Raw genomic sequence first — 26,483 nt, 5'->3', positions numbered from 1 at the left:
TAAAAGCGTTTCTGCTCGAAATGCGCCTGGCTCTGGGGAGTTGTTGCTTGCCGTCGTTCCTGCGCCGAGCCCTGCTGGGCCTGGCAATCATCGTCGCTCTGATCGGTTCGGCCGTTGCAGCCGAGGCTGCCTGCGAGGACATGACCTCGAAGGGGCGCAGCTACATTGTGTGCCGTTTCGATCTGTCGAACGACAGTCTGGCCCTCTATTGGCGCGGTGCCGACGGCACGCCGCTCGGCAGTCCGGACCGGCTCGCCCAGGAACTGGACACCCAGGGCAAGAAGCTGATCTTCGCCATGAATGCCGGCATGTACGACAAGGCGCTCGGCCCTGTCGGCCTCTATGTCGAGAATGGCCGCATCCTGCACAATGCCAATACCCGCAACGGCTTCGGCAATTTCCATCTCAAGCCCAATGGCGTGTTCTATTTCGGCGACGGCAAGGCCGGCGTGATGGAGACGAGCCGGTTCCTGAAAGCCCGCATCAATGCCCGCTTCGCCACGCAATCGGGCCCGATGCTGGTGATCGACGGCCAGATTCATCCCAAGATCCAGCCGGACGGGCCGTCGGAGAAGATCCGCAATGGCGTCGGCGTGCGCGACGGCAAGATCGTGATCTTCGCCATCTCGGCCGAGCCGGTGAGCTTCCACGATTTTGCCGAGCTGTTCCGCGACCGGCTGGGCACCCAGAACGCCCTCTTCCTCGACGGCTCGATCTCCACCCTCTACGCGCCGCCCATGCCGGCGATCGGCGGCTGGACCACGCTGGGGCCGATGGTGGGCGTGACGGAAGGACCGTAGCGCCGGCGCGACGCGCTCCTGCTTGCCGCAAGGCTGTTAGTTTTTACACTCTTTTCCAGACGGGCATTTTTGACTACATCAGCCGTCAAAATCGCGTCACACTCTAGGAACAGCCATGGCTCCCCGCACGCTCTATGACAAGATCTGGGACGATCACGTCGTCGAAACCTCCGCCGACGGGACGAGCCTGCTCTATATCGACCGCCATCTCGTGCATGAGGTGACCAGCCCGCAGGCCTTCGAGGGCCTGCGCGTTTCCGGTCGCCAGGTGCATTCGCCCCAGCGCACCTTGGCCGTGGTCGACCACAACGTGCCGACCTCCGACCGCTCCAAGGGCATTGACGACCCCGAAAGCGCCATGCAGGTCAACACGCTGGCCCAGAACGCCAAGGATTTCGGCGTCGAGTACTACTCCGAACTCGACAAGCGCCAGGGCATCGTCCACATCGTCGGCCCTGAGCAGGGCTTCACTCTGCCCGGCACCACCATCGTGTGCGGCGACAGCCACACCTCCACCCATGGCGCCTTCGGGGCGCTGGCCCACGGCATCGGCACCTCCGAGGTCGAGCATGTGCTCGCCACGCAGACGCTGATCCAGAAGAAGGCCAAGAACATGCGGGTCACCGTCGACGGCGTGCTGCCGGACGGCGTGACCGCCAAGGATATCATCCTGGCCATCATCGGCGAGATCGGCACGGCGGGTGGCACCGGCCATGTGCTGGAATATGCCGGCGAGGCCGTTCGCGCCCTCTCGATGGAGGGCCGCATGACCATCTGCAACATGTCGATCGAAGGCGGCGCCCGCGCCGGCCTGATCGCGCCCGACGAGAAGACCTACGCCTATCTGAAGGATCGCCCCAAGGCGCCGAAGGGCGAAGCCTGGGATAGGGCCCTGGCCTATTGGAACACGCTCTACACCGAGGATGGCGCGCATTTCGACCGCGAGGTGAAGCTCGACGCCGCCGCCCTGCCGCCGATCGTCACCTGGGGCACCAGCCCCGAGGACGTCGCCTCGATCATGGGCAAGGTGCCGCATCCGGACGATGCGCCGAACGAGCACAAGAAAGCCGCGATCCAGCGTGCCCTGGCCTATATGGGCCTGCAGGGTGGTGAACGCATCCAGGACCTGACGCTCGACCGCGTCTTCATCGGCTCCTGCACCAATGGCCGTATTGAGGATCTGCGCGCCGTCGCCGGCATCGTTGCGGGCCATACGGTCAACGCCAACGTCAATGCCATGATCGTGCCGGGCTCGGGCCTGGTGAAGATGCAGGCCGAGGCCGAGGGTCTCGACAAGATCTTCCGGGCCGCCGGCTTCGACTGGCGCGAGCCGGGCTGCTCGATGTGCCTGGCCATGAATGCCGACAAACTCAAGCCCGGCGAGCGCTGCGCCTCCACCTCGAACCGCAATTTCGAGGGACGCCAGGGCTACAAGGGCCGGACCCACCTGGTCTCGCCGCAGATGGCCGCCGCTGCCGCCATCGCCGGCCATTTCGTCGACATCCGCGAATGGGAAAAGATCGCGGCCAACGCGTAAGCGGGCAGCGCCCTCCCGCGCTTTCCCCATATGCGGGAAGAGAGCAAGGGTGCGTCCGTCAAAAAGGGGGGCTGAATTGGCTCCGACATTTGTCATTGCCGGGCTTGACCCGGCAATCCAACCCCTTCCCCGCAGGCGTCGCAGACGAGGCCTCTGGATGCCCGGGTCAAGCCCGGGCATGACAAAGGTGGCGTTTCAGTTATTTCTAGGCGAGACCTAGAGCAAAACGCGTTCAAGTGTGAACGCTTATTCACTCTAACTCTTTGTTTGGACGCGTCTTTGCGATTCTTGGTGACGCCGTCAAATCGTAAAACGCTATAAGGGTGAGGGGCGGCGCGACCGTGCACGAACAAGTCCTCATGCCCCATCTCTCGCCCGCCGATGCCCGTCGCCTGCCGCCCTTTGCCCCGGGGATGACCATCGGGCTGTTCGGCGGCAGCTTCAACCCGCCCCATGAAGGCCATCGCCATGCCAGCCTGGTGGCGCTGACGCGGCTCGGGCTGGACCGGGTCTGGTGGCTGGTGACGCCGGGCAATCCGCTCAAGGACAACCGTGCCTTGCCCCCGCTCGAGTTACGGGTGGCCGCCGCCCGCCGGCTCGCCGATCACCCGCGCATCGAAGTAACCGGCATCGAGGCCGATATCCACACCCGCTACACCTATGACACCATTGCCTGGCTGCAGCGCCGCTGCCCGGGCGTGACCTTTGTGTGGATCATGGGCGCCGACAATCTCGCCGGCTTCCACCGCTGGCAGCAATGGCAGGCCATCGCCTCGCGGGTAGCCATCGCCGTGGTGGCCCGCCCCGGCGCCACCACCAAGGGCCCGCTTGCCAAGGCGGCTCGTGTGCTTGCCGCCTATCGCGTCCCCGAATATCAGGCCGCGACGCTGAAATATCGCCGAGCCCCTGCCTGGATCTTCCTGCACGCGCCACTCGACGCCAATTCCTCCACGGCTTTGCGGGCCAGCGGCCAGGGCTTGCCCGTAAGGTAAAAATTAACCACTTATTAACCATGTCGGAGCAGGCTTAATTCTATTGGCGTCATTGAATCGACGCGATGGCTTGCTAATATTGCGGAGCGAGTGGAATTCGCGGAGGTCCGCGAATCAATGAGCAAGAGGGTGTGCCCCTGACCACGTTGGTGAGACGCGAAGCGGACGTGATTCCGCTTCATCCCGTGAGCCGAGCGATCCGCCCGGACGTTGAAGCTACGGTTCGCCTGATCCTCAATGGCCTCGATGACATGAAGGCCGAGGAGATTGTGGAAATCGATCTGCGCGGCAAGAGTGCAATCGCCGACGTCATGATCATCGCGACAGGCCGGGTGGCCCGCCATGTCGCCGCGATCAGCGATCGCATCGCCAAGGATCTCAAGGAAAACGGACACGGCAATCCCCGCATCGAAGGCGTCCCGGTCTGCGACTGGGTGCTGATCGATACGGGAGACGTCATCGTGCACGTGTTCCGCCCCGAGGTCCGCGCCTTCTACAATCTCGAGAAGATGTGGTCGTCAGGCCGCCCGAACGAACTGCTTCCGAGCTGACCTGAATGCGCCTATTGATCTGCGCCGTCGGCCGGCTCAAAGCCGGCCCGGAACGCGATCTCGTGGCCCGTTATGCCGAGCGGCTGAACGCCAGTGGCCGGAGCCTCGCCCTCGGCCCGCTCGACATCATCGAAATCGACGAAAGCCGCGCCCGGCGGCCCGATGACCGCAAGGCCGAAGAGGCCGACAAGCTGCTCTCGGCCGCCGGCCAGGCCTCCATCATTGCCCTGGATGAAACCGGCAATTCGCCCGGCAGCGAGGCGTTTGCCGCCAAGATCGCGGGCTGGCGGGACAGTGGAACCCAATCCCTTGCCTTCCTGATCGGCGGCGCCGATGGTCATGGTGACGCGATCCGGTCGCGCGCAATCCTGTCGCTGTCCTTCGGCAAGATGACCTGGCCTCACCAGATCGTGCGCATTCTCCTGGCCGAGCAGCTCTATCGCGCTGCCACCATCATCGCCGGCCACCCCTACCACCGGGTGTGACGCACGCTCGCCCCGAGACCATCTTCCCAAAAGACCCCCTGACCGTGCCGGCATTTCCAAAGCCTGGCGCGAAGGCACAAAGTCGCCGAGGCCAATGACTGGGGCCGATCTCAACCACCGCCGTCGCGAACGCCTCCCCCGCACATCGTCCTTTTGTCGGCGATCCGTGGAGTTCGAATAAATAATGCAAGGTACCTTGCATTAAAAGGTACCTTGCATTATTCTCTATCTCGAAGCATAGGGAGGCCATGACCGATTCCATCGATATCCAGCTCAAGAAGGGCGCCCTTGAGCTCTGCGTCCTCGCTCTGCTGCACCGGCGTGAAAGCTATGCCTATGAGATCGCCAGCACGCTCACCGAGCGGGTCGGCATGGGCGAAGGCACCATCTATCCGCTGATGCGCCGGCTGCAGACCGAGGGACTGGTCAGCACCAGGCTGGAAGAATCGGCCAGCGGCCCGCCGCGCAAATATTACCGTCTGACGCCCGCCGGCCAGGCCGCCTATGCGGCCCGCCAGCGCGAATGGCGGGATTTCGTCACCGCCGTCGACCGACTAATGGAAGGCATGCCATGACCCGCCAGGACTTCTCTCGCCAGGAATTCCTCGACGCGTTGAAGGCCGGTCTCGATGGGCTGCCGCCGGCGGAGATCGAGGACGTCCTGCGCGACTATGCCGCCTATTTCACCGATGCGCAGGAGGCCGGGCGCAGCGAGGACGACGTGGTGCAGATGCTCGGCGATCCCGTCCAGCTCGCCCGGGCGCTCAAGGCGGAAAGCGGCTTGCGCCAATTGCAGGCGCGACCGAGCCCGTCGACCGTGCTGGGCGCGATCGCCGCGCTCACCGGCTTGGCCATGCTCGACCTCTTCGTGCTGCTGCCGGTTCTTTCGATCCTTCTGGTGGTCTTTCTCGTCCTCGGCCTGGTCGCCTTCGCCCTGGCGCTCGGCGGCTCGGCGATGGTGCTCCATTCGGCTTTCATGTGGGATGGCGCACCCCTTCTCGCCCATCTCGGACGGGCCTTCATCGGCTTCGGTTTCATCGCCATGGCGGTGTGCCTGAGCTGCCTCTTCCTGCTCGGTCTCAATGCCGGACTGAAGGCGATGGCCGCCCATGCCCGGCGCTATACTCGCTTGCTCACTTCCCCTCCACGCTCCGTCGCCACGCCGTGACAATGTTCGCGCCCCGCAGGCGCCATGGGAGGCACCATGCCCTCGAAACTCGGAAAACTGGCGGCCTTCTCCTTCCTGATCGCCTTGGCCTGCCTGTTCCTCGGCACCAGCCTTGCAGGCCCGAATTACGGCTCACCGTGGCGAGGCTGGCACCGAGCGGCGCTGACGGGATGGGGAAGCTGTCCCGAAACACCGCAAAGCAGCGATGCCAAGGCCGGTTCGGTCACCTTGCCTTGGGACAATGACGGCTCGCTCGTCATCGCCGTTCCGGCCAGCGTGAGCTATGCTCCCGGCTCGCAATCCAGCGCCGTGATCAGCGGTGATCCCGCCCTGATCGGCCATGTCCGCCTTTCGGCGGGCCGCCTTGAGCTGGACGAGGACTGCGATCTCCCGGACGGCGCCATCACGGTGCGGCTGACAGGTGGCACCGTCAGGGACTGGACGGTGAATGGATCCGGCGAACTCCATCTCGCGGCGATCGCGCAGGATCGACTCGATCTTCGCCTCCATGGCAGCGCGCAGGCGACCGGCGAAGGCTCGGTGGACCAGCTGAACCTGCGCATCTCCGGCTCCGGCAACGCGGATCTGGCCAAACTCTCCGCCAAAGCGGCCGAGATCCGCATCAGCGGCAGCGGCGAGGCAGGCATCGCCGCCAGCGAGAGTGCCGACGTCACTCTTTCCGGCAGCGGCAATGTCACACTGCGCGGCAAGCCCAGGCTTACGACACAGATCCACGGCAGCGGCCGGATCGAGGCAATTCCCTAAATCACAGTGTGACTAGACGGAATCACCTCGACGCAAGGAGCGGGAACAAGCAAGTGCCGTCACCAGAACGCGCTTTGCACTAGCCGCCACGACTCAAAGCACTGATTCCTTCCCGTCGCCTCCAGCGGCGTCGGGGATGGCTGTCCCTTCGCGCCCCGCGTCCACGGGTAAACCCGTGGAATTCCAGGCTTATTCCGGTCGAAGTCTCGCTGTTCCCATCTCCCCGTCACACCTTGCAAGGAGGCGCTCATGCGACCCCATAGCTTTTCCGTTGCCTTGGCTATTCTTCTGACCGGCATGACCACGGCCGGGCTGTCGGGCCCGGCGGAGGCCCAATCGACCTGTGGCGCGCCCGGGAAGGGCAGCGAGGGATTGGGCACGTCGGGCTGGCCGGTCGCCGCGCCCGACGATGTCGGCCTCGATCCACAAAGCCTGTGCACGCTCGCCCAGAGGCTCGACTTGGCGAAGGAGGACAATGTCCATGCCGTGCTGATCGCCCGGCACGGCAAATTGGTGTTCGAACGCTATTTCACCGGCTCCGATTCCCATTGGGGCCAGCCCGAAAAGGACGTTACCTTCGGGCCGGACGTTCCGCACGATCTGCGTTCGATTACCAAGAGCGTGGTGTCGCTGCTGGTCGGCATCGCCGTGGGCGAGGGCTGGGTCGCCTCGATCGACCAGCCGGTGCTGGGGCTGCTGCCCGCTTATGCCGATCTGAGCACCCCGCAAAAACAGGGCATCACGCTGCGCCATCTTCTCACCATGTCGCCGGGCCTGGCCTGGAGCGAGCAGCTCCCCTACAGCGATCTTCGCAATAGCGAGAACGGCATGGACATGGCCAAAGATCCCTGCCGCTATGTGCTGGAGCAGCCCGTGGCCCATGACCCCGGCACGGTATGGACCTATAGCGGCGGCACCACCGGCCTGCTTGCCTGTGTGCTGCGCCAGGCCACCGGAAAGCCTCTTGACGCGTTCGCCCGCGAAACCCTGTTCGAGCCCTTGGGCATCACCAAGGTCGACTGGGCGCGTTATCCGCAAACTGGCGAGCCGGTTGCGGCTTCGGGCCTGCGTCTCCTGCCGGCTGACACCTTGAAATTCGGCCAGCTCGTGCTCGACAAGGGCGCCTGGAACGGCAGGCAGATCGTGCCGGCCACGTGGATCGAGATGGCAACGGCGCCGCAGGTCAATGCTCCCAACGCGATGTTCTACGGCTTCCAGTTCTGGCTCGGGCGCTCCCTGGTCGACCACCGCACCATCGAATGGATCGCCGGCTTCGGCTATGGCGGGCAGCGCCTCTTCATCGTGCCGTCGCTCGACCTTACCATGATGGTGCAGGCAGGGCGCTATGGCGGCCAGGACGAGGGCGGATTCGCCGCCGCCATCCTCAACCGCTACGTGCTGCCGGCTGCCAAGCCGTAGGTCGCACGGAGTGTCAGGACCCGATCGCCGCCCTGATCAGCGCCTTGGCATCCTCGCTGGCCCACTCGGCCGGGCCGGCCATGGCGCCGATGCGGCAGCCCTGCTTGTCGATCAGCACCGAGGTCGGCAGGCCCTGGCCGAGGCCCTCGTTGCGCAGGCTCTGCAGGATGCCGGTCGAGGGATCGGCATAGCGATGCAGCTTGTCGATCTTGGTCTCGTTCAGGAAGGCCTCGACCCGCTCGGGTCCCTGCGTGTCGATATTGACGGCCACGACCTCGAAATCCTTGCCGCCGAGATCGGCCTGCAGCTGATTGAGAGCCGGCATTTCCTTGCGACAGGGCACGCACCAGGTCGCCCACAGGTTGAGCAGCACGGTCTTGCCCTTGAAATCGGCCAGGGTCGTCTTGCTGCCATCTGCCTTCTGGAAGCTGATCGGCACCAGCGGCTGGGGCGCCTTGGAAACGGCGAGGGCCGCCACCTCGCCCTTGGCCAGGGGGTCGACGCGAGCGGCAATCGCCGCCGAAGCAGGGCAGGACGCGCTTTCCTGATTGCCCGAGCCGCCCTTTGTCCCGTATACCGCGGCAACACCCACCACGGCTCCCGCCAGGATTGCCGCGCCGATCAGCCAGCGCCGGTTCGATCCTTGCGGTGGCTGACTCTCAGAATGTTCCTGCCGACTATTCTCGTTCACTGAAAGCCTATCCGGATGAGCAACAAAATGTGGGGCGGCCGGTTCCAGTCGGGACCGGACGCGATCATGGAAGAGATCAACGCCTCGATCGACTTTGACAAGCGCCTATGGGCCCAGGACATCCGCGGCTCTCTGGCGCATCTCGCCATGCTGGAAAAGCAAGGGATCGTCGCCGCCGCCGATGCCAAGGCCATCGCGGATGGTCTAGAGGCGGTCCGCGGCGAAATCGAGAGCGGCTCGTTCACTTTTTCGCGTGCGCTCGAAGACATCCATATGAATGTCGAGTCGCGCCTGGCAGCGATTGCCGGGCCGGCGGCCGGCCGCCTGCATACCGCCCGCTCGCGCAACGACCAGGTCGCCACCGATTTCAAGCTGTGGGTGCGCGACACCATCGACGATCTCGACGCCCAGCTGAAAGACCTGATGACCGCGCTCGCCGAGAGGGCGCTCGCCTTCGCCGGTGCCGTGATGCCGGGCTTCACCCATCTGCAATCGGCCCAGCCGGTCACCTTCGGCCATCATTTGCTCGCCTATGTCGAGATGCTCGGCCGTGACCGCGGCCGCTTCGCCGATGCGCGCCGTCGTCTCAACGAATGCCCGCTCGGCGCCGCCGCGCTCGCCGGTACCTCCTTCCCGATCGACCGCCATGCCACGGCCAAGGCGCTCGGCTTCGACCGCCCCACCGCCAATTCGCTCGATTCGGTCTCCGATCGCGACTTCGTGCTGGAGGCGCTCGCCGCCGCCTCGATCACCGCCATGCATCTCTCCCGCTTTGCCGAAGAGATCGTGATCTGGACGACGCCGCAATTTGCCTTCGTGGCGCTGTCGGACAAGTTCACCACCGGCTCGTCCATCATGCCGCAGAAGCGCAATCCCGACGCAGCCGAACTGGTGCGCGGCAAGGCCGGCCGGGTCATCGGCGCGCTGGTCGGCCTGATCACCATGATGAAGGGCCTGCCGCTTGCCTATGGCAAGGACATGCAGGAGGACAAGGAACCGGCCTTCGACGCGCTGCAGACCCTGTCGCTGTGCACGGCGGCCATGGCCGGCATGGTCAGGGACATGGTGCCCGACCTCAAGCGCATGAAGGCGGCGGCTGGCTCGGGCTATGCCACCGCCACCGACCTTGCCGACTGGCTGGTACGCGAGCTCAACCTGCCCTTCCGCGAGGCCCATCACGTCACCGGCCGCCTGGTCGGCATCGCCGCCGAAGCCAAGCTGCCGCTGGAGAAGCTCTCGCTGGCGCAGATGCAATCGGTGGAGCCACGTATCCATCAGGGGCTTTTCGCCGTACTCGGCGTGGAAAAGTCGGTCCGCAGCCGTATCTCCTATGGCGGCACGGCGCCGGCGAACGTCAAGGCCCAGGCCAGGAAGTGGCTGAAGGCGCTGGCGAAATAGCCGGAGCGCGGACATCACAGCAACATGCTTGCATGTTGCGATGTCCGCCCTTGGAACCACCATGCCGACAGGATAGGAAGAGCGGACAAGATGTCCGCGCTCCAAAGAACACCAAATCAAAATTCGTGCTACACAGCGTCAAACACTGGAGTTCCCCATGGCTGGTAATGCGTTCCGCATCGCGCTTGCTTTGACGCTGGTCACGACCCTCGGCCTGGCTGGTTGTGGCCGCAAGGGCAAGCTCGAGCCGCCGCCCGAGCAGCATGTCACGACTGGCGATGGCAATGGCTACAACAAGAAGAAGGATCCGGGCTATGTGAAACCGGACCGCAAGCTGCCGATGGACTTCCTGTTGAACTGATTTCGAACCGAACCGACCATGCATCACTTCACTTATCGCAACGGCGTGCTTCATGCCGAAGATGTCGCACTGCCGGCGATCGCCGCCGCCGTCGGCACGCCCTTCTACTGTTATTCGGCCGCTACGCTGCGCCGGCACTACAAGGTGTTCGCGGGCGCCTTCAGCGATGTGCCCTCGCTGGTCTGCTTTGCGGTGAAGGCCAATTCGAATCTCGCCGTGCTGCGCCTGCTCGCCAAGCTCGGCGCCGGCATGGACGTGGTTTCGGAGGGTGAGCTGCGGCGCGCCCGCGCTGCCGGCGTGCCCGCCAGCAAGATCATGTTCTCGGGCGTCGGCAAGCTCGTGCGCGAAATCGACTATGCGCTCGACGAGGACATCCTGTGCTTCAACGTCGAGTCCGAGCCCGAACTGGAGCTCTTGTCGCAGCGCGCCAGCGCCAAGGGCCGGATAGCCCGAGTGTCGCTGCGCATCAACCCGGACGTCGACGCCAAGACCCACAAGAAGATCTCCACCGGCAAGTCGGAGAACAAGTTCGGCATCCCGATCGCCCAGGCCCGCGCCATCTATGCCCGTGCAGCCAAGCTGCCGGGCATCCTGGTCACCGGCGTCGACATGCATATCGGCAGCCAGATCACGGCGCTCGAGCCCTATGATGCCTCGATCGAACGCCTGGTCGGCCTGGTCAGGGACCTCAGGGCCGACGGCCATGTCATCGATCACATCGATTTCGGCGGCGGCCTCGGTATTCCCTATCGCGACGACAACGAGCCGCCGCCCCATCCCGACGACTATGCCGCAGTGGTCAAGCGCTATGCCAAGGATCTCGGCGCCACGCTGGTGTTCGAACCCGGCCGCCTGATCGCCGGCAATGCCGGCATCCTGGTGAGCGAGGTCGCCTTCGTGAAGGAGGGCGAGGGCAAGACCTTCGTCATCGTCGACGCCGGCATGAACGACCTGATCCGCCCGACGCTCTATGAAGCCTATCATGCGATCTGGCCGATCAAGGAACGCCCGCTCGGCGGCGCCATGGTGACGGCCGACGTGGTCGGCCCGGTCTGCGAGACCGGCGACTATCTCGCCCTCGACCGCGATATCCCGGTGGTGGCGCGCGGCGACCTGGTGGCGGTGATGTCGGCTGGCGCCTATGGCGCCGTGCAGTCGGGTACCTACAACACCCGTCCCCTCATCCCGGAAGTGCTGGTGGATGGCGACAAGTTCGCGGTGATCCGGCCTCGCCCGAGCTATGACGAACTGCTCGGGCTCGACAAGGTGCCGGACTGGCTGTGATCCTGCGACGGGAACGCGTTCCCGGGAACAGAGAGTGTTTCCGGGAACAGCCCGCTTCCCGATCCTGTCGTAAGGTCGTCATTCCATCTGGAACTCCGAGGATCCATGCGCAGTCTCGTTGCACTTTCCCTTCTCGCCAGCGTCGCCGCGGCCACGCCCGCCTTGGCGGACGCCTATCGCTGGCAGCTTCGCCAGTCGCCGGAATCGGTGGTCGTGGCCTATGAGGTGCCCGACACCGACGACCAGCCGCTCGGCCTTTTTTGTGAACCCGAGGGCAAGGCCTTCTCGATCACCTATCGGCCTGGCGCCGACAAGATCCGCAAGGGCTGGAGCGGGGTGGTCAGTTTCAGTTCCGACGGCGGGCAGGTCGATGTGCCCATGCAGGCGGTCGAGGACGAACTGAGCGGGCTCACGTTGGAAGCCAAGGCAGCCTTCGACCCGGACTGGACCGTCGTCCTCGGCAAGGGCCGCACCCTCAAGATCGCCTTCAGCGGCCAGAGCGAGAGGATCAAACTGGCCGGCGTCGCCAAGGGAGCCGCTGCGCTGGCCAAGGCCTGCGGTCTGTAGGAAGATTGCTTTGTAGCGCAGTGCCGCCCTTCACCCGTACCATCCCCCCGTAAGAACGGGGCGAGGGGGCACGGGCGTCGCGCTCGATCCTCAGACCCTTCACCTCGCCCGGCGGTTGAGCGAGACGATCGGGGTTGTATATGAAATACGCGATCACAGTCCCCTCGCCCCGTTCTTACGGGGAGAGGATACGGGTGAGGGGCTACGCTACCCCCGACAATTTCTGCGGGAAATGGTCCCTCGATCAGCCCTTTTGATCCGCACTTGCTCCATGCTCACCTGGCAATGCCGAAGCATTTGGCCAGTTTCGCCGCGACGGCGTCATAAGTCGCCGCTTCCTTGGCTGGATAGGTCAGGCGGAAGGCGCGGATGGTCTCGACCGCGCCCTTGGCGTCCTTCTCCAGCAGGAGCTTGCCATAGAAGATCTCGCCACCCTTCCGGCCGGAGACCACCACGCCGTTCTTGGCCGCACTGCGATAGGTGATCTTGCCGTCATCGGCGATACCAGCGACGATCGCATCGATGTCTTCTTCCGCAGCATTGTAGGAACCCCAGACCCGCAGGCTCGCGCCGGAAGGGGCCGAGAAGACGCGTCCGTCGCCATTGTCGGCCTCGGGTTCCGCCGTCATGAGGTCGGACGGATAGCAGATGCGGTAGCCGAAACGCGCATTGGCGTAGTCGCTCCAGTCACGCGCCGCCGCCGGCCCGGCCGCAATGGTGAGGCTCAGGAGCGGGGCGATCAGGGCGCAGAAACGGATCAGGCGGCGCATCGGCCTCTCCTTGCGATATGAACGCCATCGCGGCGGGGAGGCTCCGCGCGATGGCTGTCCTGTCTTAGGTTGCTTGGCCCGGGCCGGCTGTTCTGCAGGGAACCAGCGCGGCCGGCTCAATGCCGGCGCCGGCGGCGCACCTCTTCGCCACCGCCTGCCTTGGGTGGGGCGACCAGCGGACCGATCTCGGCGATCACCTTGGCCGCATCCGGGCGCTCGGCGCGGACATGGCCGTCGATGGCCTGGCGCATGGCGGCAAGATGGGCCGGCGAGGTGCCACAGCAGCCGCCGATGATGCGCGCGCCTGCATCGATGGCGAGCCGCGCATAATTGGCCATCAGCTCCGGCGTGCCGGAATAATGGATATGGTCGCCATGGAACTGGGGAATACCGGCATTGGCCTTGGCAATGACAACCGCCTCGGGATTGGCCTCGGTCATCGACAACACGGAGACCAGCAGGTCGGAAGCCCCGACGCCGCAATTGGCGCCGACCGCGACGGGGTTGGGATCGACACCACCGGCAACCTCCGGCATAGCCGAGGGCGGAATGCCCATCATGGTCTTGCCGGCCGTGTCGAAGCTCGCCGTCACCGTATAGGGCATGCCGGCCTTGACCGCCGCCTTGGCCGCGGCGCGCATCTCCTCGGCGGCCGACATCGTCTCGATCCAGATCACGTCGGCGCCGCCTTCCTTGAGCCCTTCGATCTGCTCGACGAAGATCTCGACGGCCTCGTCCTCGGTCAATGGCCCGAGCGGCTGGAAGAGGTCGCCGGTCGGGCCGACCGAGCCGGCCACCACCACCGGGCGGCCCGCGCCGTCCGCAACCTGGCGTGCATTGCGCGCCGCCGCGGCATTGAGTTCCTTCACGCGCCCGTCGAGCTTGTGCAGCACCAGGCGCCGGCGATTGCCGCCGAAGGAATTGGTCAGGATGATATCGGCCCCGGCATCGACGAAGGATTGATGCAGGGCGTGGATGCGGTCGGGGTGGTCGAGGTTCCACATCTCCGGCGGATCGCCCGACATCAGGCCCATCTCGAACAGATTGGTTCCGGTGGCCCCATCTGCGAGCAGCACGGGCTTTTGAGCCAGAAGTTCGGTCAGGCGCATGGCGTGTCCTTCATCGAGAAACCATGCTTCCACATAGGCCTTTGCGGCAACGATTCAAGCAGGAATGTCCGGGAACGGCCTCGTTCCCAAAAACAGCAACGCCGGGACAAGCCCGGCGCAAAAGTCATCCCGGACGCGATGCGGCACGAAGTGCTGCGGCGCAGATCCGGGATCGCAGGAGGAATAAGGCACTTTCGATCCGATCCCGTGTCTGCACCGCACCATTACATGGTGCGACGCGCACGGGATGACGAAGCCTACGGCTTCGTCAGTTCGGCACGCCCGCCTTCGGATCCGGCGGGAAATAAGCGCTCTTCTGCACGCCATGCAGCAGGTCGATCGCCTTGTTGAGCTGGGTATCGTCCTTCTCGTTGGCGGGCACATAGGCCGAGGAGCCGCCCTCTTCGGTCTTGTCCGCATCCGGATTGGCCAGATGGCCCTTCAGGCCGGACTCGCCCTTGGTCTGATCCTTGCCCTTGAGATCGTCCGGCACGTTCTCCTGCACCACGATCTCCGGATCGATGCCCTTGGCCTGGATCGAGCGTCCGGACGGGGTGTAGTAGCGCGCCGTGGTCAGGCGCAGCGCGCCATTGCCCTGCAGCGGGATGATGGTCTGCACCGAGCCCTTGCCGAAGGAACGCGTGCCCAGGATGGTGGCCCGCTTGTGGTCCTGCAAAGCGCCGGCCACGATTTCCGAGGCCGAAGCCGAGCCGCCATTGACCAGCACGATCACCGGCTTGCCATTGGTCAGGTCACCGCCACGGGCGGAATAGCGCTGCACGTCATCGGCCTGGCGGCCGCGCGTGGACACGATCTCGCCGCGCTCGAGGAAGGCATCGGAGACCTGGATCGCCTGGTCGAGCAAGCCGCCGGGATTGTTCCGGAGGTCGATGATGTAGCCCTTGAGCTTGTCCTGCCCGATCTCCTTGCTCAGCTTGTCGATATTCTTCTTCAAGCCGTCGAAGGTCTGCTCGTTGAACTGGGTGATGCGGATATAGCCGATGTCATCGCCGGTCTTCTTGGCCTTGACCGACTGCACCTTGATGATGTCGCGCACCACCTTGATGTCGATCGGCTCGCCCTTGTTGCGCAGGATCTTCAGGGTGATCGGCGTGTTGACGGCGCCGCGCATCTTGTCGACGGCCTGCTGGAGCGTCATGCCCTGCGTCGCCTCGCCGTCGATGGCGGTGATCAGGTCGCCCGCAAGCACGCCCGCCTTGGAAGCCGGCGAATCATCGATCGGCGAGACCACCTTGATGGCACCGTCTTCCTGGGTCACCTCGATGCCGAGACCGCCGAACTCGCCCTTGGTCTGGACCTGCATGTCCTGGAAGCTCTTGGCATCCATATAGCTCGAATGCGGATCGAGCGAGGTCAGCATGCCATTGATGGCCGCTTCGACCAGCTTGCCGTCCTCAGGCTGCTCGACATAGTCCGAACGCACCCGCTCGAACACGTCGCCGAACAGGTTGAGCTGCTTGTAGGTGTCGGTGACGGCGGCGTTGGCACCGCCCATCAGCAGCAGGTGGGGCTGCGTTACCGCGATCGTCGCGATCGCGCCCATGGCCACGCCGCAGAACAGAATGGGAAGCTTGCGAATCATCCGCGTGCCTTCTCGCCTTGATTGGCCCACCACGGGGTGGGGTCTATGGAAACACCGTCTTTGCGAAACTCTATATATAGGGCGGGTTGCCTTGCGCTTGAAGCACCGCCAAACGCCGCAGCCGTCGCCTGCATTCCCGTATCTGTCTTACCCAAGCCCGCCTGTGATCCCGGATCGGCATCCGATCCCAGAGACGGACCTGAACCCATGGCGGCAACCGGCTCGCCCGTCAAGACAAACTGGCCCAGCCCCACATTGATCTTATCCATGCCGGCCATCACGATATGATACCCGCCACCGGCATTGATGATCAAGAGTTGGCCGTAGGAGCGGAACTTGCCAGCGAAGACGACCCAGCCGTCGCAGGGCGCGGTGACGCTGGCGCCGGGCGTCGCCGTCAGGGTCATGCCCTTGGCCGCGCCGCCATTGCCGTCATCGGCACCGAAGCCGCGCAGCATCGCGCCGGTTACCGGCAGGCGCAGCAGGCCCTTGGCCTGGTCGAAGGGCATGGCCGGGGTCAGGCGGCTCGGATCCTGCAGGGCGGCAAGGGACGGCCGAGCCTGGTTCGTCGCCGCATCGGCCGTGTCGGCGGCACGCTTGGCCGGCGCCACCTCGCGCTCCATGCGGGCGATCAAATCTTTGAGATTGGCCGCTTCCTGCGCCAAAGCGGTGGCATGGGCCTGCTCGGTGGCGAGGGTATTCTGCTCCTGGGCCAGCACCTTCTGGCGCTCCTCGACCAGAAGCTGGGTGCGGGTGCGTTGCTCGGCCAGGGTGATCAGCGCCTGTTTGAGCGTGTCGCGTTCGACGGAGATCTCCCCGCGCACCCGGGCCAGTTCCTTAAGATCGGCCACGAGGGCCTGCATTTCCTGGCGCATTTCCGGCAGCACCGCACCCAGCAGCATCGCCGTGCGCACCGCTTCCAGCGCGTCGTCCGGACTGACCAGCAGGGCCGGCGGCGGATTGCGCCCCATGCGCTGCAGCGAGGCCAGCACCTCGATCAGCAGGCCGCGCTTGGAATCGAGCGAGACGCGGATATTGTCCTCGTTGCTGTCGAGCGAAGCCAGCCTTGCCTCCGCCCCCAGCACCTTGGCCTCGGTCTCATGCGTCTGGTTGCCGGTCTCGACCAGTTGCTGGCGCAGCTTCTCGCTGTCGGCCCCGATGGCCTGGATCTCCTTGCGCAGGCGGGCCAGGGTCTCGTCGGACAGTTTGATCTCGCCCTGGATGCGTGCGAGGTCCTGGCGCTTGGCGGCCGCCCCGTCGGTGGCGGACGGGGCCGCAGCCGGAACATCCTGGGCCGCTGGCGGCGTCTCGGCTCTTGCCGACGGCAAGGCCACGAACAGCGCCAGCAAAGCCCCGGCAAGGACGGAGCCGATGATCGAGTTTGCGCTGTCGTGGTTCATTCCAGATTGATGCGACCAATATGGTTAACGAAGTTTCAATCGTTAACGATTCTTCATTGTTGTCGAGGGATAGTGGCGTGTCATCCAGTCTTTTCTGGGGCAGGCCGGCCATGCCACCGGGAAATGGCCTGTCGCGATGTCGTGCGAATCGCGATTTTTTTCCAATTTGGCGCTTTGACGCATTTTCTCAACCAAAAATGCTGTAAGGGGCCTCATCCTGCCGCGAACATGCCGCAATCGCACTGCCGTCATGCCCGCCTGCCATTCAACCATGCAGTCGCTTCGGTGGCTGCATCGAACAAGGTGCGATTTCCTTGGATCATGCCTTGTTCAAATTGCCTGTTTGACGCGCTTTCTTAATCGACAAGTCTGTCAACTTTTCAGGAAAGCGCTTTAGGGACGATCATGCTGCGCCGCTTCTACGACTGGATGATCCGCATTTCGGAAAGTCCCCGGGCCGTCTGGGCCCTCGGCATCGTTTCCTTTGCCGAAAGCTCCTTCTTTCCCTTTCCGCCCGACGTCATGCTGGTGCCGATGGCGGTCGCCAAACCCAAGAGGGCCTGGCTTTATGCCGCCGTCTGCACCGTCACCTCGGTGCTGGGCGGCGTGTTCGGCTACATGATCGGCTGGCTGCTCTACGACACCGTCGGTTCCTGGCTGATCCGGGCCTATGGCTATGAGCACGGCGTCGAGCAATTCCGCTGCCTCTATGCCCAGTATGGCAGCTGGATCATCCTGATCAAAGGCCTGACGCCGATCCCCTACAAGATCGTCACCATCACCTCCGGCTTTGCCGGCTACAGCCTGTTCTGGTTCGTCCTGCTGTCCCTGCTCACGCGCGGCGCCCGCTTCTTCATCCTGGCCGGCATCCTCAACCTGCTGGGCGAGCGTATCCGCACCTTTATCGAGAAGCACCTGACGGTCGTCGCCATCGCCTTCGTGGTGGTGCTGGTCGGCGGGTTCTTCGTCGTCGAACATCTGATGCCCACCGGTGGTAGTGCCACATGCCAGTAAATTTCAGTTCCCGGGCCGCATTGGCGGCCGGATTGATCGGCCTCGTCGTCATCGTCAGCGCCCTGGTGCTGCAGCATGGCTTCGGCTACGCCCCCTGCCCGCTCTGCTTGGAGCAGCGCTGGCCCTATTATATCGGCGTGCCCATCGCCTTCATTCTCGCTTTCATCGGCGACAGACTGCCCCGGAAGGTCATTGCCGCGGCGCTGCTGCTGCTCGCCATCCTCTTCGCCTATGGCTGCGGCCTCGGCATCTACCAGGCGGGCGCGGAGTGGGAATATTGGCTCGGTCCGGCCAATTGCGCCGCGGGCAATATCGGCTCCAACCCAGCCAATGTCGGCGGGCTGCTCGATGCGATCGACAGCTCCACCGTGGTATCCTGCACCAATCCGAGCCTGCGCATCCTCGGCCTCTCCCTGGCCGGCTGGAACGCCATCGTCATGGCCGTGATGGTGCTGATCTCGCTGAAGGGGGCTTTGAGCGCGGCCAAGTCTGGCTGAGGAAGCGCTGTCATCCCGAACGCGGCGCAGCACGAAGTGATGCGGCGCAGATCCGGGATCGCCTTCCCGTTCGAGCACCTTCTTCGTCTTACGATCCCGTGCGCGACGCAGCATTGCGTGCTGCATCGCGCACGGGATGACCACATTTCAGATCACGTTGAGCTCGAAGACCGGCCTGTTCTCGATCACGCGCGAATAGTCGAATACCGAGAGGTCGAGCGTCTGGAAGCGGCCCGTCGTGATCAGTTCGGCAAGCGCGCGTCCGGCGGCGGGTGCCTGCTGCAGGCCGTGGCCTGAAAAGCCGTTGAGGAAGAAAAAGTTCGGCATGGAAGGATGCGGGCCGATCACCGCATTCTGGTCGAGCGTGTTGTATTCATAATGTCCCGCCCAGGCACGCACGAGCTTGAGCTCCTCCAGCGCCGGGACCTGGGTGGCGAGCGCCGGCCAGACCGCCTCCTCGAACAGGCTGTAGTCGACCTCGAAATCGCCATCGGCCCGCTTCTCGCCGCGTTCGTCCTCGGCACCGCCGCAGATATAGACGTCGCCTTCCGGCCGGATATAGATGCCGCCCGGCTCGACCAGCAGCGGCATGCGCGGCAACTCGGTCTTGCAGCGCACCACGAAGACGGAACGCTTGCGCGGCTCGACCGGCAAAGCGAGGCCGGCGAGGGCGGCGACGTCGCCGCCCTGCGGCCCCGCCGCGTTGACCAGCGTGCCGCAGGCGATGCGCCCGCCCGATTTCAGCCTGACCGCCTCGGCCTTGCCATCCCGGTGATCGATGCCAACCACCTCGTCCTTGACATAGACGGCGCCGGCATCCCGGGCCGCCTTGCGGAAGAGATCGAGCAGGGAATGGGCATCGAACCAACCCTCGCCCCGGCGGCCATAGGCACCGGCGGCGATGCCCTCGACATTAAGCCAGGGAAATTCATGGCTGAGGGCCTCGGGGCCGAGCAGTTCGATCGCCGTGCCCTCGGCCTGCTGGACCTGCCAGTTCTGCTCCAGGATCGCCTTGCCCCCCTCGCTCGCCAGCAGGAGGTAGCCGCCCTCATGAAAGCCGATATCGGCGCCCGGCCCGAAGCGCTCCTTGAGGCTGCGCATGATCTCCAGCCCGAACAGGCTCATGCGGATGTTCTCGGGCGTGGAGAATTGCTGGCGGATCGAGGCCGCCGAGAGGGTGGTGGAGGAATGGGCGTAGGTGGGATCCCGCTCGATCACGGTGACGGTGCCGGCAAAGCCGAGCTGGACCTTGAGGAAATAGGCGGTAGCGGAGCCCATGGCGGCGCCACCAACGATGACGATGTCCGAGAAGGAAGGGATCACGAGAAACTCGCTGGCAGAAGGGGCGATTGCACCCGGGGGTCGGCCTTTCTATGATCGGAGACGGGATATGTGCAACGTCCTCGAGCAAAGCGCGTTCAAGCGTGAACGCTCATTTGTTCTATCTCTTTGTTTCCAAGCCAATCCGAGGGATTGGCTCGAACGTCTTTGCGATTAGCGGCGACTCCGTCAAATCGCAAAACGCCATGGGAGAGTGTCTGTGAGTTCCTGGCGGCCGCAGCCTGCAAGCGACCTGCCCGACGGGCTGATCCTGTTCGACGGGGTCTGCGTGCTGTGTTCAGGCATGGTGGCCTTCGTGATCCCCCGCGATGCCGTCGGCCGGTTTCGATTCGTCGCCGTCCAGAGCGAGGCGGGCGCCGCGCTCGCCCGCCGCTTCGGCATCCGGACTGACGATCCCGAGGCTGTCGCCGTGGTCAGCGACGGTATGGCCTATTTCAAGGCGGACGCGGCCATCGCCATCGGCCGGGGCCTGCCGGGCTGGCGCTGGGCGATCATGCTGAAGGCTCTTCCCCGGCCCGTGCGGGACTTTCTCTATGACCGCATCGCCCGCAACCGCTATCGCCTGTTCGGCAAGCGCGAAAGCTGCCTGATGCCGACCCCGGAGATCCGTTCGCGCTTCATCGCCACCTTGCCCGATCTGGCGAGCGCGGCATGATCGAGGCCGACATCACCGTCCGGCGCGCCGGCTTCACGCTCGAATCGGCCTTCACCTCCGATGGTGGCATCACCGCCTTGTTCGGACGCTCGGGCTCGGGCAAGACCACGCTCCTCAACGCCATGGCCGGGCTGATCCGGCCTGACAATGGCCATATCCGCCTGGATGGGCAGACGCTGTTCGAAGCCTCCACGCGCATCTTCCTCGCCCCGCATCGGCGCCGGATCGGCCTCGTCTTCCAGGACGCCCAGCTTTTCCCGCACCTGACCGCCCGGCAGAATCTCCTTTATGGCCGATTCTTCAACCGCCGATTCTTCAACGTCGCGGCCGGCCCGAAGCTCGATTTCGACGCAGTGGTCGGCGTGCTCGGCATCGGAAAGCTGCTGGAGCGCCGCCCAAATGCGCTTTCGGGGGGCGAGAAGCAGCGCGTCGCCATTGGCCGCGCTCTGCTGGCCTCCCCTCGCCTCCTGCTGATGGACGAGCCCCTCGCCGCCCTCGACACCCCGCGCAAGCTCGAAATCCTGCCGCTGATCGAACGCGTGCGCGACGAGATGAAAGTGCCGATTCTCTATGTCTCGCACGCGGTGGAGGAGGTCGCGCGCCTCGCCGCCCGTGTCGTGGTCCTGGAAGCCGGCAAGGTCAGCCGCATCGGCACGCCGCAGGAAGTGCTGGCGCCGGCTCCAAATTCACTCCTTGGCCCGCTCTCCAATCAGCGCTTCGAGACGGTCTCGCTGCTGGAAGCGCGGGTGCGCAGCTATGACGAGCATTATGGCCTCTCGACCCTGGATCACCCCGCCGGCCCGATCAGCATTCCCGGCCGCGCCGGCACGCCCGGCGCCAAGGTCCGCGTGGTGGTGCGCGGCTCCGACGTTTCGCTCGCCATGAAGCGCCCGGGAGCGGTGTCGATCCGCACCATGCTGGCGGGTGAGGTCAAGACGATCGATGCCGATGATGGTCCGGTCGCCCGCGTCGATCTCGCGCTGTCCGGCGGCGACATGCTGTCCGCTTTCATCACCCGCAACGCCGTGGATGAACTGGGCCTGGGCCAGGGCGACACCGTGCTGGCCATGATCAAGGCCGCCTCGATCGATGCGCGTTGAGGGCTAGCGGGCCTTCTTCACCTCGTCCAGCCAGCGCCGGGCCGCTTCGTGATGGCGCGGCTGGATGGCGCCGGAGACCATGCGGATGGCGGCATAGAGGATGGCGGCATCGTCGGTGAAGCCGAGGCCGACGATGAAATCGGGAACGACGTCGAAGGGCAGCACGAAATAGGCAAGCGCAGCGGCCAGCGTCGCCCGTACCTTGAAGGGCGTATCGCGATCGAGCACCGCGTAATAGGCGGCCAAGAGATCGGAAGCGAAGGGGACATGGGCGAGCGCCAGCTTCAGCTTGGGCAGGAAATCGGCCTTGAGCTGCTCCTTGCGCCGCTCGAAACGACGGCCGGCATCGTCATACATACGCGACTGTGTGACCATGGTACCCTCCTCAACGCGAAAGCATGTGGCCCCGCCTTCAGCGGTTTCAAGCGCTACATACCCTTACGTCATGAAAATATTTCGATCTGCATGGCTGCTCTGCGCCCAAAATCCGCCAGGATCTCGGGATTCGCGTTCTAATCCATTGCACTGAGCCCGCCGACAGGATATCGCATCGCAGCAAGATTATAACGGGTCGAAACTGGAGGTCCTTCCGATGGCCGATCCAAACGCGTCCGCCGGCAAATCTGGTCTGGCTGATTCGCGTCCCTTGTCGCCGCATTTGCAGATCTATCGCTGGCCGATCACCATGACGATGTCGATCCTGCACCGCGTCACCGGCGGGGCTCTCTATGTCGGTACCTTGCTGCTCGCCTGGTGGCTTCTGGCCGCGGCGACCAGCCCCTCGGCCTTCGCCTGGGTGCAATGGGTGATCGGCAGCCCGATCGGCCTCCTGATCCTGTTCGGCTATACCTGGGCCCTGATGCACCACATGCTCGGCGGCATCCGCCACTTCATCTGGGACTTCGGCCACGGCCTCGGACCGGGCGAACGCGATACCTATGCCTGGGCCAATCTGATCGGGTCGGTGGTGCTCACCGTGCTGATCTGGCTCATCGGCCTGCTGGCCTTCTGAGGATCCGACATGAGCAAGAGCCTCAAGACCCCTCTCGGCCGCGTGCGTGGCCTCGGTTCGGCCAAGTCCGGTACCCATCATTTCTGGCTGCAGCGCCTCACCGGCGCCGCTATGGTGCCGCTCACCATCGCCTTCGTGCTGACGGTGGTCTGCCTTGCCGACGCGAGCCAGGCCACGGCGATCGCCACCTTGTCGTCGCCGCTCGTCGCCATTCTGCTGTTCCTGTTCATCATCGCCGGCATCGTCCATATGCGGGCCGGCATGCAGGTGATCATCGAGGATTACGTCGAGACCGAAAGCCTGAAGATCCTGGCGGTACTCGCCAACACCTTCTTCTCGCTGCTTGTGGGGGCTGCGTGCCTCTACGCTCTGCTGAAATTGAATTTCGGGATGTAACCCAGTTTCGGGGTATTTATTTATGGCCGAAGGCACTGTTAACAATCCCTCCGCCCTGGGCATCGCCTATCCCATCACCGACCACACCTATGACGTCGTGGTCGTCGGTGCGGGCGGTGCGGGCCTGCGCGCCGTGGTCGGCTGTTCCGAGGCCGGACTGCGCACCGCCTGCATCACCAAGGTCTTCCCGACGCGTTCCCACACCGTGGCCGCCCAGGGCGGCATCGCCGCCTCGCTCGGCAATATGGGCCGCGACGACTGGCGCTTCCACATGTACGACACCGTCAAGGGGTCGGACTGGCTGGGCGACCAGGACGCCATCGAATATCTGGTGCGCAACGCGCCGGCCGCCGTCTACGAGCTCGAGCATTGGGGTGTGCCCTTCTCGCGCACCGAGGACGGCCGCATCTACCAGCGCCCCTTCGGCGGCATGACCACCGATTTCGGCAAGGGCATCGCCCAGCGCACCTGCGCCGCCGCCGACCGTACCGGCCACGCCATGCTGCACACGCTCTATGGCGCGGCGCTCAAGCACCAGGCCGAGTTCTTCGTCGAATATTTCGCCCTCGACCTGATCATGGACGAGGAGGGCCGCTGCCGCGGCATCGTGGCGCTGAAGATGGATGACGGTACCATCCATCGCTTCCGCGCCCACCGCACCATCCTGGCGACCGGCGGCTATGGCCGTGCCTATTTCACTGCGACCTCGGCCCATACCTGCACCGGCGACGGCAATGCCATGGTGCTCAGGGCGGGCCTGCCGCTGCAGGACATGGAGTTCGTGCAGTTCCACCCCACCGGCATCTACGGCGCCGGCTGCCTGATCACCGAAGGCGCCCGCGGCGAAGGCGGCTACCTCACCAATTCGGAAGGCGAGCGCTTCATGGAGCGCTACGCCCCCTCGGTGAAGGACCTCGCCCCGCGCGACATGGTCTCGCGCGCCATGACCATGGAAATCCGCGAGGGCCGCGGCGTCGGCAAGCGCAAGGACCACATCTTCCTGCATCTCGACCATCTGGATCCCAAGATCCTGGCCGAGCGCCTGCCGGGCATCTCCGAATCGGCCCGCATCTTCGCCGGCGTCGACCTCACCAAGGAGCCGATCCCGGTGCTGCCGACGGTGCACTACAATATGGGCGGCATCCCCACCAATTATCACGGCGAGGTGCTGACCAAGAAGGGCAACGATCCCGATGCGATCGTGCCCGGCCTGATGGCGCTGGGGGAAGCGGCCTGCGTTTCCGTGCACGGCGCCAACCGCCTCGGCTCCAATTCGCTGATCGACCTCGTGGTCTTCGGCCGTGCGGCGGGCCTGCGTTGCGCCGAGATGCTCAAGCCTGGCGAGAAGCATGCCGACCTGCCGGCCGATTCGGCCGAGAAGGCCCTCTCCCGCTTCGATCGCCTGCGCTATGCCAAGGGCGGCACGCCGACGGCGGAGCTGCGGCTCTCGATGCAGCGCGTGATGCAGAACGATTGCGCGGTTTATCGCACCGGCACCTCCCTTGCCGAGGGCAAGGAGAAGATCCACCAGGTCTGGCAGAGCGCCGACGACGTCCGCGTCAGCGACCGTTCGCTGATCTGGAACTCGGACCTGATCGAGACGCTGGAATTCGACAATCTGATCAGCCAGGCCGTGGTCACCATGGATGGCGCGGAGAACCGCACCGAAAGCCGCGGCGCCCATGCGCGCGAGGATTTCCCCAACCGTGACGACCAGAACTGGATGAAGCACACGCTGGCCTGGGCCGATACCGAGAAGAAGTCCGTCAGCATCGACTACCGGCCGGTACACACCTACACCATGTCGAACGACGTCCAGTACATCGAGCCGAAGGCACGCGTTTATTGAGAAAGGCAGCTCGCTGACGCGAGCCGCCAGCCTGACATCATCAGACTTATCCGGGCGCCTTGCCGCAGCCCACGAGAGACCCGAAAATGGTTCAGCTCACACTTCCCAAGAACTCCCGCATCGTCGGCGGCAAGGTCTGGCCGAAGCCGGAGAACCAGAAGAATCTGCGCGAGTTCAAGATCTATCGCTACGATCCGGACGGTGAGACGAACCCGCGCACCGATACTTATTTCGTCGATCTCGACGATTGCGGCCCGATGGTGCTGGACGCCATCATCTGGATCAAGAACACCATCGATCCAACGCTGACCTTCCGCCGCTCCTGCCGCGAAGGCATTTGCGGCTCCTGCGCCATGAACATCGACGGCGCCAACACGCTCGCCTGCACCAAGGCGATGGACGACATCAAGGGCGTGATCAAGATCTATCCGCTGCCGCATATGCCGGTGGTGAAGGACCTCGTGCCCGATCTCACGCGCTTCTACGCCCAGCATGCCTCGATCGAGCCCTGGCTGAAGACCGACACGCCCCAGCCCGAGAAGGAATGGCGCCAGACCCATGGCGACCGTGAAAAGCTCGATGGCCTCTACGAGTGCATCCTGTGCGCCTGCTGCTCCACCTCCTGCCCGAGCTATTGGTGGAACGGCGACCGCTATCTCGGCCCGGCTGCCCTCCTGCAGGCTTATCGCTGGCTGATCGACAGCCGTGACGAGCGCACCGGCGATCGCCTGGACGAGCTGGAGGATCCCTTCAAGCTCTATCGCTGCCACACCATCATGAACTGCGCCCAGACCTGCCCCAAGGGCCTGAACCCGGCCAAGGCAATCGCCGAAATCAAGAAGATGATGGTGGCAAGGCAGGTGTGAGGGGGCGGTTCACCCCTCATCCGGCTGCCGCCACCTTCTCCCGCAAGGGGAGAAGGGAATTTACTTGGCTCGGGAGGCGGTACTTCGGAGCCATTCAGCCCACCTCGATCTAGACCACTGGAGCCCCTTCTCCCCTTGCGGGAGAAGGTCCCGGCAGGGGGATGAGGGGTGCAGGCGCTCTTCAGCAAGGTAGCCCTGCCCTTGCCAGAATCGTGTCCTGCACGATCTGCGGCGTCTTCAAAATCTCGACATTCCAGAAACGCACGATGGTGAAGCCCTGCGCTTCCAACCATTGGTCTCGAACTTGATCATGGACGCTTTCGGCATGCTGCGAGCCATCCGCCTCGACGATCAGCCTATGCTCGAAGCAGACGAAATCGACGATATATTTCCCGATCGGCACCTGGCGCCTGAACTTGAGTTCAGCAAGCCGGCGCCCCCCTCAACAGCCGCCAAAGCCTGGCTTCCGCGTCGGTCGATTCAGCTCGCATTGAACGGGCGAAGCCGAGTTGCTCCTGCTTCACGATCGAGGCTCGTTGAAAAAGGAGTAGCGAATTACTCCCCTCATCCCCCTGCCGGGACCTTCTCCCGCAAGGGGAGAAGGGGCTTCATCCAGCTTGGCCCACTTTCGCCCTCACCGCACCGGGCCGGTGACGTCAACGTCTTCCACCGGCGGCTGCCGGCCGAGTTCGTTGCGATCGAGCCGCGGCGAGGCGGCGGCCGGCACCGTGGCGGGCGCGTGGAGCGTGAGCTTGGGCAGTTCGAGATTGCTGTCGACGCGGCCGATCGGAGCGGCTGCAGACGTCATCGTCGACAGGGCAACCAGCACTGCAACGGCGCTTGGGGCAGCCAT

At 64.5% G+C, this 26,483-nt stretch carries 30 protein-coding genes; 21 read left to right on the top strand and 9 right to left on the bottom strand.

Annotated elements, in window-relative coordinates:
- Positions 1–47 precede the first annotated feature (47 nt).
- The 9 genes from ACTJKX_RS10525 (at position 48) to ACTJKX_RS10485 (ending at position 7,717) form a co-directional block, all read left to right on the top strand.
- A complete protein-coding gene (locus ACTJKX_RS10525) occupies positions 48–800 on the top strand; it encodes a phosphodiester glycosidase family protein (RefSeq protein WP_440725224.1) in 753 nt (250 codons plus the stop codon).
- A gap of 115 nt (positions 801–915) precedes the next feature.
- Entirely contained in the window at positions 916–2,337 is a 1,422-nt protein-coding gene (leuC, locus tag ACTJKX_RS10520) for a 3-isopropylmalate dehydratase large subunit (RefSeq protein WP_311934526.1), read from the top strand.
- Positions 2,338–2,696: 359 nt separating this feature from the next.
- Positions 2,697–3,329 carry a nicotinate-nucleotide adenylyltransferase gene (locus ACTJKX_RS10515; RefSeq protein WP_440725223.1) on the top strand — a complete coding sequence of 211 codons (633 nt, stop codon included), beginning with the start codon at positions 2,697–2,699 and terminating at the stop codon, positions 3,327–3,329.
- Positions 3,330–3,496: 167 nt separating this feature from the next.
- A complete protein-coding gene (gene rsfS / locus ACTJKX_RS10510) occupies positions 3,497–3,880 on the top strand; it encodes a ribosome silencing factor (RefSeq protein ID WP_376717645.1) in 384 nt (127 codons plus the stop codon).
- 5 nt (positions 3,881–3,885) lie between these two features.
- The gene (gene rlmH, locus ACTJKX_RS10505) at positions 3,886–4,365 is read left to right on the top strand and encodes a 23S rRNA (pseudouridine(1915)-N(3))-methyltransferase RlmH (protein ID WP_440725222.1); all 480 of its coding nucleotides are present in this window, start codon (positions 3,886–3,888) and stop codon (positions 4,363–4,365) included.
- Positions 4,366–4,613: 248 nt separating this feature from the next.
- Positions 4,614–4,940, top strand: coding sequence for a PadR family transcriptional regulator (locus ACTJKX_RS10500; RefSeq protein WP_311934523.1), 327 nt, complete (start codon positions 4,614–4,616; stop codon positions 4,938–4,940).
- Positions 4,937–5,533 (top strand): DUF1700 domain-containing protein, encoded by a 597-nt coding sequence (locus tag ACTJKX_RS10495; RefSeq protein ID WP_367626221.1) that lies wholly within the window; start codon positions 4,937–4,939, stop codon positions 5,531–5,533. The genes ACTJKX_RS10500 and ACTJKX_RS10495 overlap by 4 nt, the downstream gene beginning before the upstream one ends.
- Before the next feature lie 36 nt (positions 5,534–5,569).
- A complete protein-coding gene (locus tag ACTJKX_RS10490) occupies positions 5,570–6,298 on the top strand; it encodes a GIN domain-containing protein (protein WP_440725221.1) in 729 nt (242 codons plus the stop codon).
- A gap of 249 nt (positions 6,299–6,547) precedes the next feature.
- Positions 6,548–7,717 carry a serine hydrolase domain-containing protein gene (locus tag ACTJKX_RS10485; RefSeq protein ID WP_394310938.1) on the top strand — a complete coding sequence of 390 codons (1,170 nt, stop codon included), beginning with the start codon at positions 6,548–6,550 and terminating at the stop codon, positions 7,715–7,717.
- A gap of 13 nt (positions 7,718–7,730) precedes the next feature.
- Here ACTJKX_RS10485 and tlpA read toward each other — a convergent pair whose 3' ends face one another.
- Positions 7,731–8,408 carry a thiol:disulfide interchange protein TlpA gene (gene tlpA, locus ACTJKX_RS10480; RefSeq protein WP_311934519.1) on the bottom strand — a complete coding sequence of 226 codons (678 nt, stop codon included), beginning with the start codon at positions 8,406–8,408 and terminating at the stop codon, positions 7,731–7,733.
- A gap of 15 nt (positions 8,409–8,423) precedes the next feature.
- Here tlpA and argH point away from each other — a divergent pair, with 15 nt between their 5' ends.
- The 4 genes from argH (at position 8,424) to ACTJKX_RS10460 (ending at position 12,018) form a co-directional block, all read left to right on the top strand.
- On the top strand, positions 8,424–9,806 hold the full coding sequence (gene argH / locus ACTJKX_RS10475) for an argininosuccinate lyase (RefSeq protein ID WP_440725220.1): 1,383 nt from the start codon (positions 8,424–8,426) through the stop codon (positions 9,804–9,806).
- A 157-nt stretch (positions 9,807–9,963) separates the two neighbouring features.
- Positions 9,964–10,167, top strand: a complete 204-nt coding sequence (lptM, locus tag ACTJKX_RS10470) for an LPS translocon maturation chaperone LptM (RefSeq protein WP_068291140.1) — start codon at positions 9,964–9,966, stop codon at positions 10,165–10,167.
- A gap of 18 nt (positions 10,168–10,185) precedes the next feature.
- Positions 10,186–11,451 carry a diaminopimelate decarboxylase gene (gene lysA / locus ACTJKX_RS10465; protein ID WP_415084381.1) on the top strand — a complete coding sequence of 422 codons (1,266 nt, stop codon included), beginning with the start codon at positions 10,186–10,188 and terminating at the stop codon, positions 11,449–11,451.
- 105 nt (positions 11,452–11,556) lie between these two features.
- Positions 11,557–12,018, top strand: coding sequence for a hypothetical protein (locus ACTJKX_RS10460; protein WP_440725219.1), 462 nt, complete (start codon positions 11,557–11,559; stop codon positions 12,016–12,018).
- Positions 12,019–12,293: 275 nt separating this feature from the next.
- Here the strand turns inward: ACTJKX_RS10460 and ACTJKX_RS10455 are convergent, their stop codons facing one another.
- The 4 genes from ACTJKX_RS10455 to ACTJKX_RS10440 all read right to left on the bottom strand — a co-directional run bounded on the left by ACTJKX_RS10455 (position 12,294) and on the right by ACTJKX_RS10440 (position 16,900).
- A complete protein-coding gene (locus tag ACTJKX_RS10455) occupies positions 12,294–12,788 on the bottom strand; it encodes a hypothetical protein (RefSeq protein WP_440725218.1) in 495 nt (164 codons plus the stop codon).
- Between the two features lie 116 nt (positions 12,789–12,904).
- Positions 12,905–13,897, bottom strand: a complete 993-nt coding sequence (gene bmt / locus ACTJKX_RS10450; protein WP_440725217.1) for a betaine--homocysteine S-methyltransferase — start codon at positions 13,895–13,897, stop codon at positions 12,905–12,907.
- Between the two features lie 268 nt (positions 13,898–14,165).
- Entirely contained in the window at positions 14,166–15,500 is a 1,335-nt protein-coding gene (locus ACTJKX_RS10445; protein WP_311934512.1) for a S41 family peptidase, read from the bottom strand.
- Positions 15,497–16,900, bottom strand: a complete 1,404-nt coding sequence (locus tag ACTJKX_RS10440; RefSeq protein ID WP_440725216.1) for a murein hydrolase activator EnvC family protein — start codon at positions 16,898–16,900, stop codon at positions 15,497–15,499. Before ACTJKX_RS10440 ends, ACTJKX_RS10445 begins: the two co-directional genes overlap by 4 nt.
- Positions 16,901–17,305: 405 nt before the next feature.
- Between ACTJKX_RS10440 and ACTJKX_RS10435 the strand changes: the two genes are divergently transcribed.
- Complete coding sequence (locus ACTJKX_RS10435) at positions 17,306–17,914, top strand: YqaA family protein (protein ID WP_311934510.1); 609 nt, start codon at positions 17,306–17,308, stop codon at positions 17,912–17,914.
- Positions 17,905–18,411, top strand: a complete 507-nt coding sequence (locus ACTJKX_RS10430) for a disulfide bond formation protein B (RefSeq protein WP_440725215.1) — start codon at positions 17,905–17,907, stop codon at positions 18,409–18,411. Before ACTJKX_RS10435 ends, ACTJKX_RS10430 begins: the two co-directional genes overlap by 10 nt.
- A gap of 147 nt (positions 18,412–18,558) precedes the next feature.
- Here ACTJKX_RS10430 and ACTJKX_RS10425 read toward each other — a convergent pair whose 3' ends face one another.
- Complete coding sequence (locus ACTJKX_RS10425; RefSeq protein WP_440725214.1) at positions 18,559–19,734, bottom strand: NAD(P)/FAD-dependent oxidoreductase; 1,176 nt, start codon at positions 19,732–19,734, stop codon at positions 18,559–18,561.
- A gap of 217 nt (positions 19,735–19,951) precedes the next feature.
- Between ACTJKX_RS10425 and ACTJKX_RS10420 the strand changes: the two genes are divergently transcribed.
- Together ACTJKX_RS10420 and modC are read left to right on the top strand one after the other, a co-directional pair.
- Complete coding sequence (locus ACTJKX_RS10420; RefSeq protein WP_440725213.1) at positions 19,952–20,407, top strand: thiol-disulfide oxidoreductase DCC family protein; 456 nt, start codon at positions 19,952–19,954, stop codon at positions 20,405–20,407.
- Positions 20,404–21,507: a molybdenum ABC transporter ATP-binding protein gene (gene modC / locus ACTJKX_RS10415; RefSeq protein WP_311934507.1), complete on the top strand. Its 1,104-nt coding sequence runs from the start codon at positions 20,404–20,406 to the stop codon at positions 21,505–21,507. Before ACTJKX_RS10420 ends, modC begins: the two co-directional genes overlap by 4 nt.
- Before the next feature lie 3 nt (positions 21,508–21,510).
- On the opposite strand, the gene ACTJKX_RS10410 is transcribed toward modC, so the two are convergent.
- Positions 21,511–21,882: a YkvA family protein gene (locus ACTJKX_RS10410; RefSeq protein ID WP_394310924.1), complete on the bottom strand. Its 372-nt coding sequence runs from the start codon at positions 21,880–21,882 to the stop codon at positions 21,511–21,513.
- A gap of 217 nt (positions 21,883–22,099) precedes the next feature.
- Here ACTJKX_RS10410 and sdhC point away from each other — a divergent pair, with 217 nt between their 5' ends.
- The 4 genes from sdhC (at position 22,100) to ACTJKX_RS10390 (ending at position 25,630) form a co-directional block, all read left to right on the top strand.
- On the top strand, positions 22,100–22,519 hold the full coding sequence (gene sdhC, locus ACTJKX_RS10405) for a succinate dehydrogenase, cytochrome b556 subunit (protein ID WP_311934505.1): 420 nt from the start codon (positions 22,100–22,102) through the stop codon (positions 22,517–22,519).
- A gap of 9 nt (positions 22,520–22,528) precedes the next feature.
- Positions 22,529–22,915: a succinate dehydrogenase, hydrophobic membrane anchor protein gene (sdhD, locus tag ACTJKX_RS10400; RefSeq protein WP_149252777.1), complete on the top strand. Its 387-nt coding sequence runs from the start codon at positions 22,529–22,531 to the stop codon at positions 22,913–22,915.
- A 22-nt stretch (positions 22,916–22,937) separates the two neighbouring features.
- Entirely contained in the window at positions 22,938–24,764 is a 1,827-nt protein-coding gene (gene sdhA, locus ACTJKX_RS10395; protein ID WP_440725212.1) for a succinate dehydrogenase flavoprotein subunit, read from the top strand.
- Positions 24,765–24,850: 86 nt separating this feature from the next.
- Complete coding sequence (locus ACTJKX_RS10390) at positions 24,851–25,630, top strand: succinate dehydrogenase iron-sulfur subunit (RefSeq protein ID WP_311934503.1); 780 nt, start codon at positions 24,851–24,853, stop codon at positions 25,628–25,630.
- A 181-nt stretch (positions 25,631–25,811) separates the two neighbouring features.
- Here the strand turns inward: ACTJKX_RS10390 and ACTJKX_RS10385 are convergent, their stop codons facing one another.
- The gene (locus ACTJKX_RS10385; RefSeq protein ID WP_440725211.1) at positions 25,812–26,033 is read right to left on the bottom strand and encodes a DUF559 domain-containing protein; all 222 of its coding nucleotides are present in this window, start codon (positions 26,031–26,033) and stop codon (positions 25,812–25,814) included.
- A gap of 231 nt (positions 26,034–26,264) precedes the next feature.
- Entirely contained in the window at positions 26,265–26,483 is a 219-nt protein-coding gene (locus ACTJKX_RS10380) for a hypothetical protein (protein WP_311934502.1), read from the bottom strand.

This window comes from Labrys sp. 22185 (genome assembly GCF_052045555.1).
GTDB classification, from domain to species: domain Bacteria; phylum Pseudomonadota; class Alphaproteobacteria; order Rhizobiales; family Labraceae; genus Labrys; species Labrys neptuniae.
This window is presented reverse-complemented; position numbering and strand designations above follow the sequence as displayed.

What these genes read in the sequence shown, in the direction of transcription:
- leuC (WP_311934526.1), top strand. Translation starts at nt 916, where the DNA reads ATGGCTCCCCGCACGCTCTATGACAAGATCTGGGACGATCACGTCGTC.
- ACTJKX_RS10515 (WP_440725223.1), top strand. Translation starts at nt 2,697, where the DNA reads ATGCCCCATCTCTCGCCCGCCGATGCCCGTCGCCTGCCGCCCTTTGCC.
- rlmH (WP_440725222.1), top strand. Translation starts at nt 3,886, where the DNA reads ATGCGCCTATTGATCTGCGCCGTCGGCCGGCTCAAAGCCGGCCCGGAA.
- ACTJKX_RS10500 (WP_311934523.1), top strand. Translation starts at nt 4,614, where the DNA reads ATGACCGATTCCATCGATATCCAGCTCAAGAAGGGCGCCCTTGAGCTC.
- ACTJKX_RS10495 (WP_367626221.1), top strand. Translation starts at nt 4,937, where the DNA reads ATGACCCGCCAGGACTTCTCTCGCCAGGAATTCCTCGACGCGTTGAAG.
- ACTJKX_RS10490 (WP_440725221.1), top strand. Translation starts at nt 5,570, where the DNA reads ATGCCCTCGAAACTCGGAAAACTGGCGGCCTTCTCCTTCCTGATCGCC.
- ACTJKX_RS10485 (WP_394310938.1), top strand. Translation starts at nt 6,548, where the DNA reads ATGCGACCCCATAGCTTTTCCGTTGCCTTGGCTATTCTTCTGACCGGC.
- argH (WP_440725220.1), top strand. Translation starts at nt 8,424, where the DNA reads ATGAGCAACAAAATGTGGGGCGGCCGGTTCCAGTCGGGACCGGACGCG.
- lptM (WP_068291140.1), top strand. Translation starts at nt 9,964, where the DNA reads ATGGCTGGTAATGCGTTCCGCATCGCGCTTGCTTTGACGCTGGTCACG.
- lysA (WP_415084381.1), top strand. Translation starts at nt 10,186, where the DNA reads ATGCATCACTTCACTTATCGCAACGGCGTGCTTCATGCCGAAGATGTC.
- ACTJKX_RS10460 (WP_440725219.1), top strand. Translation starts at nt 11,557, where the DNA reads ATGCGCAGTCTCGTTGCACTTTCCCTTCTCGCCAGCGTCGCCGCGGCC.
- ACTJKX_RS10455 (WP_440725218.1), bottom strand. Translation starts at nt 12,788, where the DNA reads ATGCGCCGCCTGATCCGTTTCTGCGCCCTGATCGCCCCGCTCCTGAGC.
- bmt (WP_440725217.1), bottom strand. Translation starts at nt 13,897, where the DNA reads ATGCGCCTGACCGAACTTCTGGCTCAAAAGCCCGTGCTGCTCGCAGAT.
- ACTJKX_RS10445 (WP_311934512.1), bottom strand. Translation starts at nt 15,500, where the DNA reads ATGATTCGCAAGCTTCCCATTCTGTTCTGCGGCGTGGCCATGGGCGCG.
- ACTJKX_RS10440 (WP_440725216.1), bottom strand. Translation starts at nt 16,900, where the DNA reads ATGAACCACGACAGCGCAAACTCGATCATCGGCTCCGTCCTTGCCGGG.
- ACTJKX_RS10435 (WP_311934510.1), top strand. Translation starts at nt 17,306, where the DNA reads ATGCTGCGCCGCTTCTACGACTGGATGATCCGCATTTCGGAAAGTCCC.
- ACTJKX_RS10430 (WP_440725215.1), top strand. Translation starts at nt 17,905, where the DNA reads ATGCCAGTAAATTTCAGTTCCCGGGCCGCATTGGCGGCCGGATTGATC.
- modC (WP_311934507.1), top strand. Translation starts at nt 20,404, where the DNA reads ATGATCGAGGCCGACATCACCGTCCGGCGCGCCGGCTTCACGCTCGAA.
- ACTJKX_RS10410 (WP_394310924.1), bottom strand. Translation starts at nt 21,882, where the DNA reads ATGGTCACACAGTCGCGTATGTATGACGATGCCGGCCGTCGTTTCGAG.
- sdhC (WP_311934505.1), top strand. Translation starts at nt 22,100, where the DNA reads ATGGCCGATCCAAACGCGTCCGCCGGCAAATCTGGTCTGGCTGATTCG.
- sdhD (WP_149252777.1), top strand. Translation starts at nt 22,529, where the DNA reads ATGAGCAAGAGCCTCAAGACCCCTCTCGGCCGCGTGCGTGGCCTCGGT.
- sdhA (WP_440725212.1), top strand. Translation starts at nt 22,938, where the DNA reads ATGGCCGAAGGCACTGTTAACAATCCCTCCGCCCTGGGCATCGCCTAT.
- ACTJKX_RS10390 (WP_311934503.1), top strand. Translation starts at nt 24,851, where the DNA reads ATGGTTCAGCTCACACTTCCCAAGAACTCCCGCATCGTCGGCGGCAAG.
- ACTJKX_RS10380 (WP_311934502.1), bottom strand. Translation starts at nt 26,483, where the DNA reads ATGGCTGCCCCAAGCGCCGTTGCAGTGCTGGTTGCCCTGTCGACGATG.